We start from the raw sequence: 16,932 nt of genomic DNA on the forward strand, positions 1-16,932 counted from the left end.
TTTTTTATGTCAAGTTGTTCAACTTGTCCAAGTCAAGAAAAATGTAGTTCAAAATTAACCCTTGGGCCTCAAGGGTGTGGAAAATTACATCCAAAGTATGGAGTAATTAAAAATGTTATAGGAGTAATAAGTGGTAAAGGTGGAGTAGGAAAATCTACAGTTACAGGAATATTAGCTAGTACATTAAGGAAAAAAGGATATAAGGTTGGGGTATTAGATGCTGATATTACAGGACCATCTATGCCAAGATTCTTTGGTATAAATGATAAGAGAGCTAATATAGAGCCTATAGATGAAAATAATTTTAAATACCATCCAGTGCTGTCAAAGGGTGGAGTTAAGGTTTTATCTATGAATCTACTTATTCCTAAAGAGGATGATCCTGTTGTATGGAGAGGTCCTATAGTAACTAGTGTCTTAACACAATTATTTACTGACACTGTTTGGGATGAATTAGATTACTTATTAATAGATATGCCACCAGGAACTTCAGATATAACTTTAACAGTTATGCAAAGCTTCCCTATTACTGAACTTATAATAGTATCAACTCCACAAGATATGGTATCAATGATAGTTAAAAAAGTTATAGCTATGGCTAATAAGATGCCAGTACCTATAAGAGGTGTTGTAGAGAATATGTCCTATATAAATTGTCCTGGATGCGATACTAAGATAAAGGTATTTAGTAAAAAATCTGCAGAAGAGCATGCAGAATATCTTGGAGTGCCACTAATAGGAGAATTACCTATTAATATTGACTTAACTGAAGCTTTAGAAGAAGGAAATGCAGAAGAATATGTAATTAATAATGATTTATATTCATTAATTTTTGAAGGACTGTATTAATAAAAACACATAAAAGTTAAGCTTAAGGGAACAATATAATTGAATTAATTATGAAGAGGAGGAAATAGCATGAAGGCTCATGTAGACAAAGATACTTGCATTGGTTGTGGTTTATGTCCATCTATTTGTGAAGCGGTATTTGAAATGGATGATGACGGAAAAGCTGTTGCTAAAAATCCAGATGTTCCTAGCGAAAATGAAGATGAAGCTAAGGATGCAGAGGCAAGTTGCCCAGTAAGCGCAATAAGTGTATCATAGAAAAAAAGATGCTTGTATCAAGCATCTTTTTTTATTTTTAAAAAAAATCAATTAATTTATCTTGTAGAATCTTAGGCCTATTACTTGGAGAATAACTAATATTATTAGAGTCTATATTTATAGTATCTCCTATATTTAAATAATTTGAGACCTGATTTAAAGGCATTTTTAATATAGTATCATCTTCCAAAGCAATGAAAACTTCAAAAAAATTATAATCAATTACCTTTCCTTTCAAAATAACACCACCTATAAATTTATAGTGTTATTTTGCTCACAAGATATAGTTTTAATTCAGTATATAGTTATTTATATAAATCTTTATATATAATTTTAAAAACTTTTAAAGATTCTTCTATTTTTGGCTTTAAGAGAGATTTTCTAATTTCATACTCCTTAAGACCTTTTGGAGTAAGATAATAAATTTTTTGGAATTTTTTCTTAGGATCATCCCATTCTCCAATTATATATTCTTCCTTTTCAAGTTTTTTTAATAATGGATATATTCCTCCAGTACTTGGTATCCAAAGTCCATTAGTCTTTTCACCTATTTTAGTAGCAATATCATTTCCGTTAGATGGACTAAGGCTAAGGATGTGGAGAACATAAATAGGTAACAGACCTTTTGTAAAAACTTGGCCAACAGATTCTTTTTCCTTTTGAATTTTTTTTAGTTCGGCAAGTTTTTCTTTATATTCTTGGTGTAGTCTTTTTTCTTCTTCTTTTATGTCTTCTATACTGCTTAAGTGAAGGTTAAATTCATCCATACTAATCTACCTTTTGAATTGCTAGACCAAGTAAGCCAGGTCCTCCATGAACACCTAAGGCTGGACTGATTTGAGATATATCAAGACCTACAATGTTAGTTAAACCCTTTAAAGATTCTAAAAAACTTTTAGCCTCATTTAAAGCACCACCATGAAGTACCCAAACATTACAAGGACTTTCAGCAAGAGCTTCTTTTAATATACTTGTAAGCTTTGAAATAGATTGTTTTCTTCCTCTAGCCTTACAAACAGTATAATAAATACCTTCCTCATCAACTGTTACAATTGGTTTTAAGTTTAAAATATCACCTATTGTTCCGGCAATTCTACCTATTCTGCCACCTTTTTTTAAGTACTCTAACGTATTAACAGTAAAGTATCCACTTATGTTTTTTCTTATGCTTGGAAGTGCTTCAACTATTTCTTCAAAGCTTTTTCCACCTTCAATTAAATTAGCAACTTCCATTGCTACTATTCCTTCAGGCATAGCTAAAATTTTAGTGTCAAAAACATGAGATGTTAAATTAGGATGATCTTCTAAGGCTAATCTTATAGAGTTAAAAGTTCCGGATAATCCACTAGAAATAGTTACAGCAATAACATGAGTATATCCCTCATTTTCTAATGAAACTAATATATTATTCAAATCTTCTGTACTAGGAAGAGAAGTTTTTGGAATTTCTTTTTCTAAGTTGCTATAAATTTCATCAGCAGATATATCCACTTTATCCTTATACTCTCCATGAGAATAAGATATTCTAAGTGGAAGTAATTTTATATTTTTTTCCTTGATTGTCTCAAGAGATAAGTCACATGCGCTATCAACTATTAATGCTATTTTTTGCATAAATATCCTCCTAATATATTGATAATAATTATAATGCTATTATATCATAACTAATAACATTATCAATATTGATATAGTTTTATATTATCAATATTGATAGTATAAATCCTTATTATAATAATGGAGGTTTGTCAAAAGGTAAATAAGAATGAAAAACCTTAAATTAGAAATATATACCATATAAATTCGCTATAGCTATGTAATTCTTAGTTTTTATCAATTGAAAAGAATATTTTAAAGTAATATAATAAATACTAGTGTTATACAATATATAGTATCTGGGAGGTATATATTATGCTATATGTAGTGAAAAGGGATGGAAGGGAAGTTCCTTTTGATTCTATAAAAATATCTAATGCTATTAAAAAGGCTGGGTATGAAATAGGGGAAAAATTAAAGGAAAGCGAAGTATTAGAAATTGTACAAAAGACTATAAGTTATATTGAAGAGGAAGGGAAAGATAAAGTTACAGTTGAAGAAATTCAAAATATAGTAGAGAAGTCTTTAATTGATAAGGGGTATGAAAATATAAAACTTGTTTACTATAACTATAGAAGAGAAAGAACCAAAGTTAGAGAAATAAAGTCTGATTTAATGAAGGCTATTGAAAAAATAGGTATAGAAACAGATAGGGATAATGCAAATGTAGGTAACAATTTTAGTTCAAAGTTATTAAGAATAGCATCAGAGTCAAATAAGTGGCACAACTTATCGATGATGCCAAAGAAACTGGCAAAGGCTCATGAAAATGGAGATTTATATTTTCATGATTTAGATAGCTATAACTTAACTATTAATTGTCTTCACATACCAACTAAAGAGATTCTTGAGAATGGTTTTAATACTGGATATGGAACTATTAAGGCACCAAAGAGGATAGAAACTGCTGCAGAGCTTTCTTGTATTTTACTTCAGTCATCACAAAATGATATGTTTGGTGGTCAATCACATCCAGATTTTGATAATGATTTATCTATATTTATCGAACCAACAAGAAAAGAAATAAGAAAAGAGCTTCATGAATTAAAAATTGATGAAGAAAGAATTGAAGATTTAACTGAAAAAAGATTAAGAAGTAGAGTTCATCAAGCTATGCAAGGTATTGTATATAATTTAAATACAATGCACTCTAGAGCTGGTTCTCAAGTTCCATTTAGCTCTATTAATTTGGGAATACCAAATTCAGATGATGCTGCATTAATTTGTGAGGTTTTCTTAAAGGAATATGAAAAGGGGTTAGGTAAGGGTGAGCAACCTATATTTCCTAATATAATTTTCAGAGTTAAAGAGGGAGTAAATAGAGAACCTCAAGATAAATATTATTATTTATATCAGCTAGCTTGTGAAGTTGCAGCCAAAAGGATGAATCCAACTTTTATGAATATAGATGCAGATTTTAATAAGGAATATTATGATATGGGATATATGCCAGCAACTATGGGGTGTAGAACTTATTTAATGAAGAACGTTAATGGTGAACCTGGGTGCAAAGGAAGAGGGAATATAGCACCAGTAACAATTAATTTACCTAGAATAGGGATGCAGGCAAAAGGAAACCTAGATGAGTTTTTCAATATATTAGATGAAAGGTTAGGCTTAGCAAAAGAGTCATTACTTCATAGATATAGCGTATTAAAGAAGCTTAAAGTGAAAGATTTACCTTTTGTAGCAGGTCAAGGACTTCTAAAGGGATCAGAAGGTTTATCTCAAGAAGATTCAATTGAGCCAGTAATTAAACAAGGAACTTGGGGAATTGGATTTATTGGTTTAGCAGAAACATTGATTGCTTTGGTAGGGAATCATCATGGAGAAAGCGCTGAAGCAAAGGAATTAGGATTAAAAATAGTTACTCACATAAGAGAGTTTATAGATAGAACTACAGAAGAAACTAGTTTGAATTGGAGCTGTTATGCTACTCCTGCTGAAGGACTATCAGGTAAATTTATAAAGCAGGATAAAAAGATATTTGGAATAATAGAGGGAATAACGGATAAGGATTATTACACTAATAGCTTCCATGTTCCAGTTAAGTTTCCTATATCTATAAAGGATAAGATAGAAATAGAAGCACCTTACCATAAGCTTTGTAATGCAGGACATATTAGCTATATAGAAGTAGATGATAGACCTTCAGGAGAAGTTATAATGGATATATTAAATTATGCTTATAAGAATACAAATATAAGCTACTTAGGAGTTAACTTTCATATAAGATATTGTAAAAACTGTGGAGAATATTTAAATAGTAATGAAAGAAAATGTCCTAAATGTAATAGCGAAGACATCCAAGGAGTTTCTAGGGTTACTGGATACTTAAGTTTAGATGAGAGATTTGGTCCAGGAAAGTATGAGGAAAGAGCAGATAGAATTTCCCATTCTGGAAATAAGAAAAATTATAGTATGGTTTAGTGCATAAATATAAACGGCAAGAGAGTTTTTTTAAAAAAACAATCTTGCCGTTTTGTTTTTAGTATGCAAGATTTTTTATTTTTATTGCAGAAATTTGTAAAAAATTCATTTAAAAAATTATTTTACAAGAAAAAACTGAAATAATTTAAAAAAAACTTGCAATTTTTATAAAAATCACAGTGGTTTTACTTGTTTGAAATTACTATATATGGTAAAATAATTATTAATAATTTATGAAAAAATGAATTTTCATTGGGGCAAGCTATTTAGCAAAAAGTAATAAATTGTATTAGAGGGGGAAGCTTATGGCAATTAAAAATGTTAAAAGTGGCAAGGAAATTTTTATTGTAGACACTACATTAAGAGATGGAGAACAAACAGCTGGAGTTGTTTTTGCTAATGATGAAAAAATAGCAATTGCTAGTATGTTAAGTGATCTTGGAGTTGACCAACTAGAAGTAGGAATTCCAACTATGGGGGGAGACGAAAAGGAAGCTATCAAGAGAATTGTAAAGAGAAATTTAAAATCTAGTATTATGGCTTGGAATAGAGCAGTAATAAAGGATATAGAAGAATCTATTGACTGCGGAGTAGATGCAGTAGCCATTTCTATTTCGGTTTCAGATATCCATATCCAACATAAGCTAAAGACATCTAGAGAATGGGTATTAGAAAATATGGTCAAATCAGTTGAATTTGCAAAGAAAAATGGTCTATATGTTTCTGTAAATGGGGAAGATGCATCAAGAGCAGATAGAGAGTTTTTGGTTGAATTTATTGAAACTGCAAAACAAGCTGGAGCAGATAGATTTAGATATTGTGATACAGTTGGAATAATGGAGCCCTTTAAAGTGTGTAAAGATATAGAGTATCTTTATGAAAAAACTAAATTTGACATAGAAATGCATACCCATAATGATTTTGGCATGGCAACTGCAAATGCCATAGCTGGTATTAGAGGTGGAGCTTCTCATGTTGGGGTAACTGTTAATGGGCTTGGAGAAAGAGCTGGTAATGCTGCATTAGAAGAAGTCTTAATGGCATTAATGTTTGTGTATAACTATGAAGGAAATATAGATACAATTATGTTTAGGGAAGTTTCTGAATATGTATCAAGGGCATCAGGTAGAATACTTCCAGCTTGGAAGGCCATAGTTGGGGATAATATGTTTGCTCATGAATCAGGTATTCATGCAGATGGAGCAATAAAAAATCCTAAGAATTATGAGGCTTTTGATCCAGGGATAGTTGGACTTGAAAGGCAAATAGTTATAGGAAAGCATTCGGGAAAAGCTGGAATAGTAAATAAATTTAAAGAGTATGGCATTGATTTAGATGACGTTTCTGCTCAAGGAGTACTTGAAATGGTTAGAGCCACTTCAGTAAGACTTAAGAGAAGTCTATTTGATAAGGAGCTTGTACAAATATATAAAGAATTTTTAAGATTAAAAGAAGAAAAAGTTAATTAGTTAAAGGGGGCTATAAATAATGGGGGATAATTTAGTTTATAAGGTACTAAAAAGTCACTTAGTTGAAGGAACAATTGAAACAGGAAAAGAAATAGGAATTAAAATAGATAGAACCTTAACTCAGGACTCAACAGGTACTATGGCGTATTTACAGTTAGAAGCTATGGGAATAGATAAGGTTAAAACAAAAAAATCTGTGGCATTTATAGACCACAATATGTTACAACAAGGGTTTGAAAATGCTGATGACCATAAATTTATACAAACTGTAGCGTCAAAATATGGCGTTTATTTTTCAAAGCCAGGTAATGGTATATGTCACCAAGTGTTTTTAGAAAGATTTTCAGTACCAGGAGATACCCTTATAGGTTCAGATAGTCACACCCCAACGGCTGGTGGTGTCGGTATGCTTGCTATGGGAGCAGGTGGATTGGATGTTGCGTTAGCTATGGGGGGAGGAGCATATTATATAAATACCCCTAAGGTATGCAAAATAAATTTAACAGGAAAACTACAACCAATGGTAGCTGCAAAGGATATTATATTAGAAGTTTTAAGGAAGCTAACAGTTAAGGGTGGAGTTTCTAGGGTTTTTGAGTATTCTGGTGATGGGGTAAAAACACTTTCAGTACCAGAAAGAGCTACTATTACTAATATGGGAGCAGAGCTTGGTGCAACCACTTCAATTTTCCCAAGTGATGAAAAGACATTAGAATATTTTAAAGCTCAAGGAAGAGAAGAAGATTGGATTGAGTTTAAACCAGATGAAGATGCAGTCTATGACGAAGAAGTAACTATAAATCTAAATGATCTTAAACCTTTAGCTGCAAAGCCTCATAGTCCAGATAACGTTGAAGAGGTTGAAAGTATAGGAAAAATTAAAGTAGATCAAGTAGCAATTGGAAGTTGTACTAACTCTTCTTATGAAGATTTAATGAAGGTAGCAAAAATATTAAAGGGTAAAAAGGTTCATAGTGATGTTAGCTTAGTAATAGCTCCTGGCTCAAGACAAGTTATGGAGATGATTGCTAGAAATGGTGCTTTAGGAGACATTATAAGTGCTGGAGGAAGAATATTAGAAAACTCATGTGGACCATGTATTGGAATGGGTCAAGCACCTGGAACTAATGGGGTATCATTAAGAACCTTTAATAGAAACTTTTATGGAAGAAGCGGAACCTTATCAGCAAAAGTCTATTTAGTAAGTCCAGAAACAGCGGCTGTTTCTGCAATAAATGGATTTTTGACAGATCCAAGAGAGTGTGATATAGATATTAAGGTAGAAATGCCAAAGGAATTTTTAATAGATGACTCAATGATAATAAAACCTGCTGATAATGGAGAATCGGTAGAAGTAGTAAGAGGACCTAATATTAAGCCTTTTCCAATAAATAAGGCCTTAGGTGCAGATATATTAGGAAAAGTGTTAATAAAGGTAGAAGATAATATCACTACAGATCATATTATGCCTTCAAATTCAAAGTTACTTCCATTTAGGTCAAATATACCTTATTTAGCTGAATATTGTTTTAATACAGTAGATGAGGAATTTCCTAAACGTGCAAAAGAAAATAATGGGGGAATAATAGTAGCAGGAAACAATTATGGACAGGGGTCAAGTAGAGAACATGCAGCATTAGCACCATTATATTTAGGTGTTAGAGCTGTAATAGCAAAATCTTTTGCTAGAATTCATAAAGCAAATCTTATTAATAATGGAATAATACCAATGGAATTTGAAGCGGAGGTTGATTATGATAAGGTTAAGCTTTTAGATGAACTTTTATTAACTGATATACAATCTGCTTTAGCTAACGGGAAGGCTATGATTAAGAATGTAACTAATGGAACTTTCTTTAATGTATATATCAATTTATCAGAAAAAGAAATTGAAGTAATAAAAGCTGGTGGAAGATTAAATTATGTTAAGATAAAAGGGTAAACTTTATATACTCAGCATGTAAAAGACAGATTTTACATGCTGTTTTTTATTATATATAATTATAATAAAGGGAATAGGGAGGAAAAAAAGGAGAATTTATGAAAAGAAGAGGGTTACTTTACTTATTAATAATTATATTAATTTTATCTATAGTAGCATTATTTTTTATACCAAAGATAGAGTTTTTTAAAACTAATTTAGATAAAAAAGTAGAAGAGAATCTACCGAAAGAAGAAGTTAATGAAAAAGAAAATATAAAAACTATAGAAATAGCAGCTACAGGAGATATACTAATACATGTAGAGATACTAGAAACACAATATGATAAGGAAAGCGATAGCTATGACTTTAAAAATACTCTTCAGTACGTAAGAGAATATTTAAGTAATGCTGATTTAACTATATCAAATTTAGAAGGCACATTATCTGGAAAAGAAAACTACGGTTTTTCAGGTTATCCAAGCTTTAATGCACCAGATGAATTAGCAGATGCTATGAAGTGGTCTGGAATAGATGTTGTTAATAATATGAATAATCATTCATTAGATAGAGATATTAGAGGATTCCATAGAACAAGAGAAGTATTAGAGGATAGAGATTTTGATATAATTGGGACTCGCTCTGGAGAGGATAAAGAGAGGTATATAATAAAGGATGTTAAAGGTATAAAAGTAGGAATTACATCCTATAGTTATACTATGACTTGTGAGGGGGGAGTTAGAGGATTGAATGGCACTCCAATTTCAAGTGAAGTATATCCTTTAATGAATACATTTAGAGAAGATTCGTTAGAGGAAGATTTTAAAAGTATGAAGGAACAAATAGATAAAATGAAGTCTCAAGGTGCAGAAATTATAATATTCTATATGCACTGGGGAGATGAATACGAATTAGAACCAAATGAAACTCAAATAAAAATAGCTAAATTTTTAGCTAATAATGGAGTAGATATAATTTTTGCAACTCATCCACATTCATTACAGCCTATAGATATTATAAAATCTGATGATGGATTAAGAGAAACTTCAGTAATTTATTCCATGGGAAATTTTTTATCTAGTCAAAGAACTGAGAGAATAGAAAATCCATACACAGAGGATGGAGTAATAGTTTTTGTAAAGATTAATAAAAATGAGGATACAGGAGAAATAAAAGTAGAATATCCAACCTATATACCGACTTGGGTAAATTGGTATAGTAAAGAAGATAAGTTATTCTATGAAGTTGTACCAGCAACTATTAATGATGCTTCATACTTAACAGAAGAAGGTAAGCTCAGAGTTGTAGAATCTTTAAATAGAAGTAAGAATATAATTGAGTCATTTAGTGATAAAATAAAGATAAGAGAGTAGTTTATATAAAGGGGATGTAATCATTGAAAGAAACAATTAGATTAGCTGGAATAGCATATGAGAGTTTAGTTAATGGACCAGGAGTAAGGAGAGTATTTTTTTCACAAGGATGCAATCATAATTGTAAAGGATGCTTTAATCCTGAAACACATGATTTTTCATTAGGAGAAGAAAAAAACATTAAGGAATTAATAGAAGATGTTTATAGCAATCCTATGATTAAAGGGATTACTTTTAGTGGAGGAGATCCATTTGAAAGGGCAGAAGAATTTGCATATATGGCAAAGGCTTTTAAAGAAAAAAACTTAAATATTTGGAGTTATACTGGATATAAATTTGAATATATCCTTGAGAATATAGATAACAGACCAGATTGGAAAGAGCTTATAAATAATATTGATGTGCTTGTAGATGGGAGATTTGAAGAAGATAAAAAAGAAGAAGGCTTAAAATTTAGAGGTTCTAGTAATCAAAGAATTATAGATGTAAAAGAAAGTATTAAAAAATGTAAAATAATAACATTGGATTATTAAACTTGCCTTATTTCATTTAAAATATTATAATTATCAAAAAGAAAGTTATAGTATTCGTATATGCTTGAAAATAAGGTTCAAGTGTTTCTACTAGGAGACCGTAAATATCCTAACTACGAAGAAAAGTATTGCCATGAGTTTTTTTCTTGGCTTTATTGCTAAATTAGCAGGACAAGCGTTTAGAATACTATATTACTAAGTAGTAAAGGAGAAAGCACATGGAATTATTAAAAGATATGATAAGAAACAAAGGAAAAGTTAGAGAAGGAAATATATTGAAGGTTGACTCTTTTTTAAATCATCAAATGGATATTAAATTTTTAAATGAAGTAGGAAAAGAGTTCAAAAGAAGATTTGAAGGCGAAAAAATAGATAAGATATTAACAATAGAGGCTTCAGGAATTGGAATAGCTGCAGTTACTTCACAGTATTTTGATTATGCTCCAGTTGTTTTTGCTAAAAAAACAGAAAGCCTAAACTTAGATAAAGAAGTATATGAATCAGAAGTACATTCTTTCACTAAAAATAAGACATATAAAGTTAGAGTTGGAAAACAATTCTTAAATGAAGGCGAAAACATACTAATAATAGATGACTTTTTAGCTAAGGGCTGTGCAACTAAAGGCTTAATTGATTTAGTAAATCAATCAAAAGCAAACTTAATAGGAATAGGAATAGTAATTGAAAAAGGATTCCAAGAAGGAAGAAGTGTACTTGAAGAAATGGGAGTTAGAGTTGAATCTTTAGCAATTATAGAAAAATTTGAAGATGGAAAAGCTATAATAAAGTAGCTTTATTATAGCAAATTAAAAATGAATAATTTTAAATTTAGGTTGGAATTCAGCTATAGGCTGAATTCCTTTAATTTATCCGTAAATAAAGATTTAAATTCATCTATGGATACTGAATCCTCTAGTCCTTTACTAAAAAGAGCTTTAAAATCCTCATAATTTCCAGTATCAATATATTTCTTCATAAATTTATTCCTTCACATACATATAATATTAAAATTTCATTGTTTTCATTATTTTATTTAGAGATATTACTTATTAAGGTAATAGTCCATAACATTTCTTACTTTAGGAACAGTAACATGGCTACTGCCTCTTCCTTTTACATCTTCAATCATCATAGCAAGTGAAATTTTGGCAGAGTCTGGATCCACAGATACAAACCATCCATTTTCTGTTCCAGTGGTATCATCTTGAGACTGCTTTATTTCAGCAGAACCAGATTTACCAGCAACTCTATGTCCAGGTACAGCTCCATCTGAAATAGTGGCTCCAGCATCATTAATTACAGCTGTAAATGCATCAATTAAAGTAGGTAGATTATTTTTAGAAATTAAGCCTTCCTTCCAAACTTTAGCTTCAAAATTTTCACTTACAACTAATCTAGGTTGCATTATATTACCCTCATTTGCTAGAGAACTATAAAATAGTGCAACATGAAGAGGTGTAACCATAACCTCACCTTGTCCATATCCAGTATCTGCAAGTAAAATATCTCTATTTATTTCTCCATCATTTGAAATTTGAGAAGTTTCCATAGGATATTCAAAGGTTAAATCTTCGCCTATTCCAAAGTTTTTTAGACCCTTAATAAATTTTTCAGAACCAAGGTCTAAAGCAACTTGAGCATAGTAAATATTATCAGAGAAGTTTACAGCATCCTTTAAGGTTACAGATTTATTAGGATCTATTACTCTAGTAACTTTATAATCTCCCCAAGAAGTATCTTTTTGCCAAGTTAAACCTTTAATATCTTTAGCTTCCTTTGGATCAATAATTCCATTTTCTAGACCTATTATTGAAGTTAATAACTTCATTGTTGAACCAGGTGAATAAGTCTTATTAAATCTATTTATTTCATCAGCATTATTAGTTTCTTCCCATTTAGCCTTTTGAGTTTTACTTATATAAGTAGTAAATGTGTTTGAATCATATGAAGGCGCACTTACCATTGCAAGAACTTCTCCAGTTTTAGGGTTAACAGCTGTAGCAGCTCCCTTTTCGCCAGTCATCTCACTATAAATCTTTTTTTGTAAATCTGAATCTATAGATAAAGTTATATCGCTACCGTTTTTAACATCTTTATTAGCTATAATTATTTTATCCATACCACGTTCTAAGTATATTTCAGCTGCATCTTCACCTCTTAGAGTATCTTCATAGACTTGCTCTAATCCAGCTTTACCTATTAAACTAGTATCATTATATCCCTTATCTTTAAAGTTTTCTAATTCTTCAGCAGTAATACTTCCTATATACCCAATTAATCTGCCAAAGGCTTCTCCACCAGTGTATATTCTTCCTAATTTGGACTTAATTATAATTCCTTCTGAATCTCTGCTATGGAGTGAATTTAATTTGGGATCAGTATTTAGTATATCTACTAAAGGAATAAAATGTTCAGGGTTTGTATTAGCGTTAAGCTTATTGGTAATGTTCTCTTCACTTATATCTAAAACATTAGCAAGTTCTTTGACTTTAGATTCTACATTGGATTCGTTAAAATTAGCTGGGTAAATACCCACTGTGCTTATATCTCCATCACTAGCTAAAACTCTTCCATCTTTATCAAGAATACTTCCTCTTTTTGCTTGAGTTACTGAAACCCTAACTTTATCATCCTTAATCATATTAGGGAAAATTAAACTTTCATCCCACTTTACTTTATAATCTTTATCTTCTTTAATTAAAGATAATTTATAATCATTAAGCTTGAGATCACCAGTGATTGCTGTCATATTAAGATTAAAAGGAATAGTTATAATTCCATCATCTTTCCCTTTTTCTCCATTAACTTCAAAGGAGAGATTATTAGCACCTATAGCAGTAAATATATTAGTGTATCTAGATACGAAATCTTCTTCTGATATGTATTCTTTAGAGTCATTAGTTAGCATTTCATACATTCCTAAATAATCAGCATTAGCCCATTTTTCAGTAAAGGTATTAAAAGTTTTTTCTGCCTTATTCATACTTGTACATCCAGTTGATATTAGTATAAAGCATAAGGACAATGTTAATAATATAAGTAATTTTAAAGGTTTTTTTGTATTCATAAACTTATCCCATCCCTTTTTAAGTAAATAATTTAATATATAAAATTATACCACTAATTAAGACGGTTTACATAAATTTGTAAAATAAAAAAGCGCCGAAGCGCTTTATAAATAAATGGGGGATGGGACCTGTATAAACAGGTTTTGTATCTACATTAGTAGTATTTACAGTTTTAAGTTTTTTATACAACAAAATTATAAATTTTCAAAAAGTTATTCTAAATAATAATAGTTATCCATTGAATAGATTTTCTAATAGTGGTATTATGAGTAAAAGGATGTTTACGAAGAGGTGATTAAATGAGCATAAATTATAGAAACTTAACTTGTTCAACAGCAGATGCTCTAGTTATATATTTACTAGAAGATAAGTTACAAGTATCAAATGAAGAGTTAAATAAAAATATAAAATTTGCAGAAGAAAAGGACTTATTTAAGGGAAAGAATGGTGAAGTATATACTTTCACAAGAAACTTAAATGAAACTATTCAAACGGTAGTTTTAGTTGGATTAGGAAAAGAAGAAAATCTAACTTTAGATAATGTTAGAGAAGCAACTGGAAGGGGAGTTAAGAAAGTTAAGGACTTAGGACTTACAAACATATTCTTAAGAGTTCCTCATACAGAAAAAATAACTCTTGAAGAGTTAATTAAAGCTATGGCAACATCAGCAGAATTAGCTAACTATACATTTAATAAGTATAAAACTGATGCTAAGGAAGAAAAAGAATTAAATATTTCAATTTCTAGATGTGGAATAAAAGAAGCTACAAGAGAAATAGAAGAGGCTATAAATGAAGGTATTGAAGTAGCTAAGGGAATAATAATTGCAAGAAACTTAGTTAATGAGCCATCAAATATTATTTATCCAGAAACTTTAGCTGAAGCAGCAGTTAAGGTTGGTAATGAAAGTGGATTTGAAGTAGAAGTTCACGGAGTTGACAAGATTAAAGCTTTAAAAATGGAAGCATTTTATAATGTTGCAAAGGGATCTTCAAAAGAGCCTAAGCTTATAGTTATGAGATACTTTGGAGACGAGGATAATAAAGATAATGTTCTTGGTCTAGTAGGTAAGGGATTAACTTATGATTCAGGTGGATACTCAATTAAGCCAACTGATAGTATGTTAGATATGAAATCAGATATGGGGGGAGCAGCTTCAGTTATAGGTGCTATGTCTATAATTGCTAAAAGAGGATTAAAACTTAATGTAATTGCAGTTGTAGCAGCTTGCGAAAACTTAATTTCTGGTGAAGCATATAAACCAGGTGAAGTAATAGGAACTATGGCTGGTAAAACTATAGAAGTTGTTAATACAGATGCCGAAGGTAGATTAACTTTAGTAGATGCTGTTCACTATATTATTACAGAAGAAAAGGTTAATGAGGTTATAGATTTAGCAACATTAACAGGAGCAGCATTAGTTGCGTTAGGTGAAACTACTACAGCAGTAGTTACAAATAACCAAGACTTCTTTGAAGAATTAAAGACAGCTTCAGAATACACTGGAGATAAGATGTGGCAATTACCTGCCTTTGATGATTACAAAAAGTTAATTAAATCTGATATAGCAGATTTAAAGAACAGTGGTGGAAGATATGCAGGAACAATAACTGCTGGATTATTCATAGAAGCTTTCGTTCAAGATAAGCCATGGCTACACTTAGATATAGCTGGAACAGCTTGGACTTCTAAAAATAGTGATTTAGGAGTTAAGGGTGGAACAGGAGCTCCAGTTCATACACTATATGAGCTAGCAAAGAGAAGAAGCAAGTAGAATAATTAAAAATTAATAATTAAGAATGTAGAATTAAGGTAAGGGCTGTTTTATAACAGCCCTTTTTATATTTTTTCGATTCTAGTATATTAATTATGCTTTAATATACTAGAAATACCTAATATCATGAAAAACATACTCAAAGCCCAGCTAATTCCCAAGTAACCAATAATTAAACTATTTTCTTCCGAAAGCATTGCATGAGATACAAAAGATTCATTTTTAGTAAGGAGTAAAAATAAGTAGCAACATAAGCATAATAATAGTAATTGGGGAATAAACCACAATAAACCTTTATTCTTATATTTAAAAAACAGAAAAAATATAAATATAGCTACTATTACTAGAATGATGGAAAAACCAAAAAGAAGTAAAGTTTCAACACCTTGTTCTAACTGCATAATAAAGCCTCCTTTTTATTATTCAAAAATTTTATAGTGATTATCACCACGAATATATTCTAAGGATTCTATTGTAGAGTCTTCAGTTTTTAAATAGCCAAAATCTCCGTTATCAAATTCAACACCATATAATACCATGAATTGATTATCACCTTGTATTTCATAAGGTTTTATCTTTGTGTCTGATTTATTTTTCATATCTTTATATTTACTTTTAAGAAGAATATTATCTTCAATATTGTAGATATACATTGATTCTTTGGGAACAGTACTTAATTGAATTATACTAGCATCATTATTTACTGTAATTTCACAAGAATTATCTCCTTGAATTTGATGTAAGTTAAGGTTTTCTAGGTCTAAGCTTCTTATTATTTTTTTGGATTTAATATCATAAACAAATAATCCAAAGTAGCTGTGAAATATAACTATATCATCAGAAGCATAATCAAGTAATACCATATCATTATGTATTGATTCTTCTTTTGATACATTTGGTGTTATTATTTCTATTTCTTCATTATTTAAATTAGATAATGAAAATCCTGCCATAATAAATGAAATAAGAATTAAAAAATATAAATTAAAAACTCTTTTTATTATAAAATCAATCCTTTCCACAATAATTACAATACAATTATATACTAATAATACATTTAATTACATAGAAAATGCTTATATAAAATAAGAGTTTAAGAAGGATAAATTATTTTGTATGAATTATAATAATGAGATATAATAAGAGTACTTATAAAGTTTAAGGTTAATATAAGGGGATGAAACTTTGAAAGATCAAATAATAAGAAAGATACTTAATGGTCTAATATATATTCATATTTTACATCATGGAAGTGAAGGGGACTTTTATGGAACATGGATTATGGAAGAACTTAAGGAACATGGGTATAAGCTTAGTCCAGGAACTGTATATCCCATTTTGAAATCTATGGTAGAAGAAGGTTTATTAATAAGAGAGGATAAAATAGTTAACGGTAAAGTTAGGAAGTATTATAAAAATACTGAAAAGGGAAATGAGCTTTTAATAGAGTTAAAGAAAAACTTAAAAACATTAGTTGATGAGGTTATGTGAATAAATTATGTTTTATTGATATATGAGGATGAATGATGTATTGAAATTTTAAAATATTGTAATACATCATTCATCCTTATTTTTATGCTTTAGAAAACTATATAGATACACTTTTTTATTTGAAAAAAAAGTTAGCATATGTTAATATCAAAATACGATATTGAAATTCGAT

Annotated in this window: 17 protein-coding genes and 1 riboswitch; of the genes, 10 read left to right on the top strand and 7 right to left on the bottom strand. The window is 30.0% G+C overall.

All coding sequences use genetic code 11. The features are described 5' to 3' along the window. Positions 1-6 precede the first annotated feature (6 nt). A complete protein-coding gene (locus tag BN6774_RS02075) occupies positions 7-849 on the top strand; it encodes an Mrp/NBP35 family ATP-binding protein (RefSeq protein ID WP_066889614.1) in 843 nt (280 codons plus the stop codon). A gap of 69 nt (positions 850-918) precedes the next feature. Further along, complete coding sequence (locus tag BN6774_RS02080; protein WP_066889617.1) at positions 919-1,107, top strand: ferredoxin; 189 nt, start codon at positions 919-921, stop codon at positions 1,105-1,107. Between the two features lie 37 nt (positions 1,108-1,144). Here the strand turns inward: BN6774_RS02080 and BN6774_RS02085 are convergent, their stop codons facing one another. From BN6774_RS02085 to BN6774_RS02095, 3 genes are all read right to left on the bottom strand, one after another. After that, positions 1,145-1,345, bottom strand: a complete 201-nt coding sequence (locus BN6774_RS02085; protein WP_066889619.1) for a hypothetical protein — start codon at positions 1,343-1,345, stop codon at positions 1,145-1,147. 67 nt (positions 1,346-1,412) lie between these two features. Next, entirely contained in the window at positions 1,413-1,874 is a 462-nt protein-coding gene (locus BN6774_RS02090) for a PadR family transcriptional regulator (protein ID WP_066889621.1), read from the bottom strand. Position 1,875: 1 nt separating this feature from the next. Beyond that, on the bottom strand, positions 1,876-2,721 hold the full coding sequence (locus tag BN6774_RS02095; RefSeq protein ID WP_066889623.1) for a DegV family protein: 846 nt from the start codon (positions 2,719-2,721) through the stop codon (positions 1,876-1,878). Between the two features lie 294 nt (positions 2,722-3,015). Here BN6774_RS02095 and BN6774_RS02100 point away from each other — a divergent pair, with 294 nt between their 5' ends. The 6 genes from BN6774_RS02100 to BN6774_RS02125 all read left to right on the top strand — a co-directional run bounded on the left by BN6774_RS02100 (position 3,016) and on the right by BN6774_RS02125 (position 11,217). Beyond that, positions 3,016-5,130 (top strand): anaerobic ribonucleoside triphosphate reductase, encoded by a 2,115-nt coding sequence (locus tag BN6774_RS02100; protein ID WP_066889625.1) that lies wholly within the window; start codon positions 3,016-3,018, stop codon positions 5,128-5,130. Between the two features lie 305 nt (positions 5,131-5,435). Beyond that, positions 5,436-6,599, top strand: coding sequence for a homocitrate synthase (gene nifV / locus BN6774_RS02105; protein WP_066889626.1), 1,164 nt, complete (start codon positions 5,436-5,438; stop codon positions 6,597-6,599). A gap of 19 nt (positions 6,600-6,618) precedes the next feature. Beyond that, entirely contained in the window at positions 6,619-8,541 is a 1,923-nt protein-coding gene (locus tag BN6774_RS02110) for an aconitate hydratase (protein ID WP_066889628.1), read from the top strand. A 98-nt stretch (positions 8,542-8,639) separates the two neighbouring features. Further along, a complete protein-coding gene (locus BN6774_RS02115; RefSeq protein WP_066889630.1) occupies positions 8,640-9,893 on the top strand; it encodes a CapA family protein in 1,254 nt (417 codons plus the stop codon). Positions 9,894-9,916: 23 nt separating this feature from the next. Next, positions 9,917-10,426 (top strand): anaerobic ribonucleoside-triphosphate reductase activating protein, encoded by a 510-nt coding sequence (gene nrdG, locus BN6774_RS02120; RefSeq protein ID WP_066889632.1) that lies wholly within the window; start codon positions 9,917-9,919, stop codon positions 10,424-10,426. Positions 10,427-10,460: 34 nt separating this feature from the next. Further along, positions 10,461-10,562, top strand: a riboswitch (purine riboswitch). A gap of 82 nt (positions 10,563-10,644) precedes the next feature. After that, on the top strand, positions 10,645-11,217 hold the full coding sequence (locus BN6774_RS02125; RefSeq protein ID WP_066889634.1) for a xanthine phosphoribosyltransferase: 573 nt from the start codon (positions 10,645-10,647) through the stop codon (positions 11,215-11,217). 53 nt (positions 11,218-11,270) lie between these two features. On the opposite strand, the gene BN6774_RS18920 is transcribed toward BN6774_RS02125, so the two are convergent. Both BN6774_RS18920 and BN6774_RS02130 read right to left on the bottom strand, forming a co-directional pair. Beyond that, the gene (locus BN6774_RS18920) at positions 11,271-11,402 is read right to left on the bottom strand and encodes a hypothetical protein (protein ID WP_268873128.1); all 132 of its coding nucleotides are present in this window, start codon (positions 11,400-11,402) and stop codon (positions 11,271-11,273) included. Between the two features lie 66 nt (positions 11,403-11,468). Then, complete coding sequence (locus tag BN6774_RS02130; protein ID WP_066889637.1) at positions 11,469-13,493, bottom strand: penicillin-binding transpeptidase domain-containing protein; 2,025 nt, start codon at positions 13,491-13,493, stop codon at positions 11,469-11,471. A 300-nt stretch (positions 13,494-13,793) separates the two neighbouring features. Between BN6774_RS02130 and BN6774_RS02135 the strand changes: the two genes are divergently transcribed. Further along, entirely contained in the window at positions 13,794-15,269 is a 1,476-nt protein-coding gene (locus BN6774_RS02135; protein WP_066889639.1) for a leucyl aminopeptidase, read from the top strand. An 89-nt stretch (positions 15,270-15,358) separates the two neighbouring features. On the opposite strand, the gene BN6774_RS02140 is transcribed toward BN6774_RS02135, so the two are convergent. Continuing rightward, positions 15,359-15,670 (bottom strand): hypothetical protein, encoded by a 312-nt coding sequence (locus BN6774_RS02140; RefSeq protein ID WP_066889641.1) that lies wholly within the window; start codon positions 15,668-15,670, stop codon positions 15,359-15,361. Positions 15,671-15,688: 18 nt separating this feature from the next. After that, on the bottom strand, positions 15,689-16,222 hold the full coding sequence (locus tag BN6774_RS02145) for a hypothetical protein (protein WP_159426808.1): 534 nt from the start codon (positions 16,220-16,222) through the stop codon (positions 15,689-15,691). A gap of 232 nt (positions 16,223-16,454) precedes the next feature. Between BN6774_RS02145 and BN6774_RS02150 the strand changes: the two genes are divergently transcribed. Further along, positions 16,455-16,760 carry a PadR family transcriptional regulator gene (locus BN6774_RS02150; RefSeq protein ID WP_066889645.1) on the top strand — a complete coding sequence of 102 codons (306 nt, stop codon included), beginning with the start codon at positions 16,455-16,457 and terminating at the stop codon, positions 16,758-16,760. Positions 16,761-16,932 lie beyond the last annotated feature (172 nt).

It is taken from the genome of Clostridium nigeriense (assembly GCF_900086595.1).
GTDB classification, from domain to species: domain Bacteria; phylum Bacillota; class Clostridia; order Clostridiales; family Clostridiaceae; genus Clostridium; species Clostridium nigeriense.

Coding starts and splice junctions, on each gene's coding strand:
- BN6774_RS02130 (WP_066889637.1), bottom strand. CDS start 13,493: ATGAATACAAAAAAACCTTTAAAATTACTTATATTATTAACATTGTCC.
- BN6774_RS02140 (WP_066889641.1), bottom strand. CDS start 15,670: ATGCAGTTAGAACAAGGTGTTGAAACTTTACTTCTTTTTGGTTTTTCC.
- BN6774_RS02145 (WP_159426808.1), bottom strand. CDS start 16,222: ATGGCAGGATTTTCATTATCTAATTTAAATAATGAAGAAATAGAAATA.
- BN6774_RS02075 (WP_066889614.1), top strand. CDS start 7: ATGTCAAGTTGTTCAACTTGTCCAAGTCAAGAAAAATGTAGTTCAAAA.
- BN6774_RS02115 (WP_066889630.1), top strand. CDS start 8,640: ATGAAAAGAAGAGGGTTACTTTACTTATTAATAATTATATTAATTTTA.
- BN6774_RS18920 (WP_268873128.1), bottom strand. CDS start 11,402: ATGAAGAAATATATTGATACTGGAAATTATGAGGATTTTAAAGCTCTT.
- nifV (WP_066889626.1), top strand. CDS start 5,436: ATGGCAATTAAAAATGTTAAAAGTGGCAAGGAAATTTTTATTGTAGAC.
- BN6774_RS02095 (WP_066889623.1), bottom strand. CDS start 2,721: ATGCAAAAAATAGCATTAATAGTTGATAGCGCATGTGACTTATCTCTT.
- BN6774_RS02080 (WP_066889617.1), top strand. CDS start 919: ATGAAGGCTCATGTAGACAAAGATACTTGCATTGGTTGTGGTTTATGT.
- BN6774_RS02090 (WP_066889621.1), bottom strand. CDS start 1,874: ATGGATGAATTTAACCTTCACTTAAGCAGTATAGAAGACATAAAAGAA.
- BN6774_RS02110 (WP_066889628.1), top strand. CDS start 6,619: ATGGGGGATAATTTAGTTTATAAGGTACTAAAAAGTCACTTAGTTGAA.
- BN6774_RS02100 (WP_066889625.1), top strand. CDS start 3,016: ATGCTATATGTAGTGAAAAGGGATGGAAGGGAAGTTCCTTTTGATTCT.
- BN6774_RS02135 (WP_066889639.1), top strand. CDS start 13,794: ATGAGCATAAATTATAGAAACTTAACTTGTTCAACAGCAGATGCTCTA.
- BN6774_RS02125 (WP_066889634.1), top strand. CDS start 10,645: ATGGAATTATTAAAAGATATGATAAGAAACAAAGGAAAAGTTAGAGAA.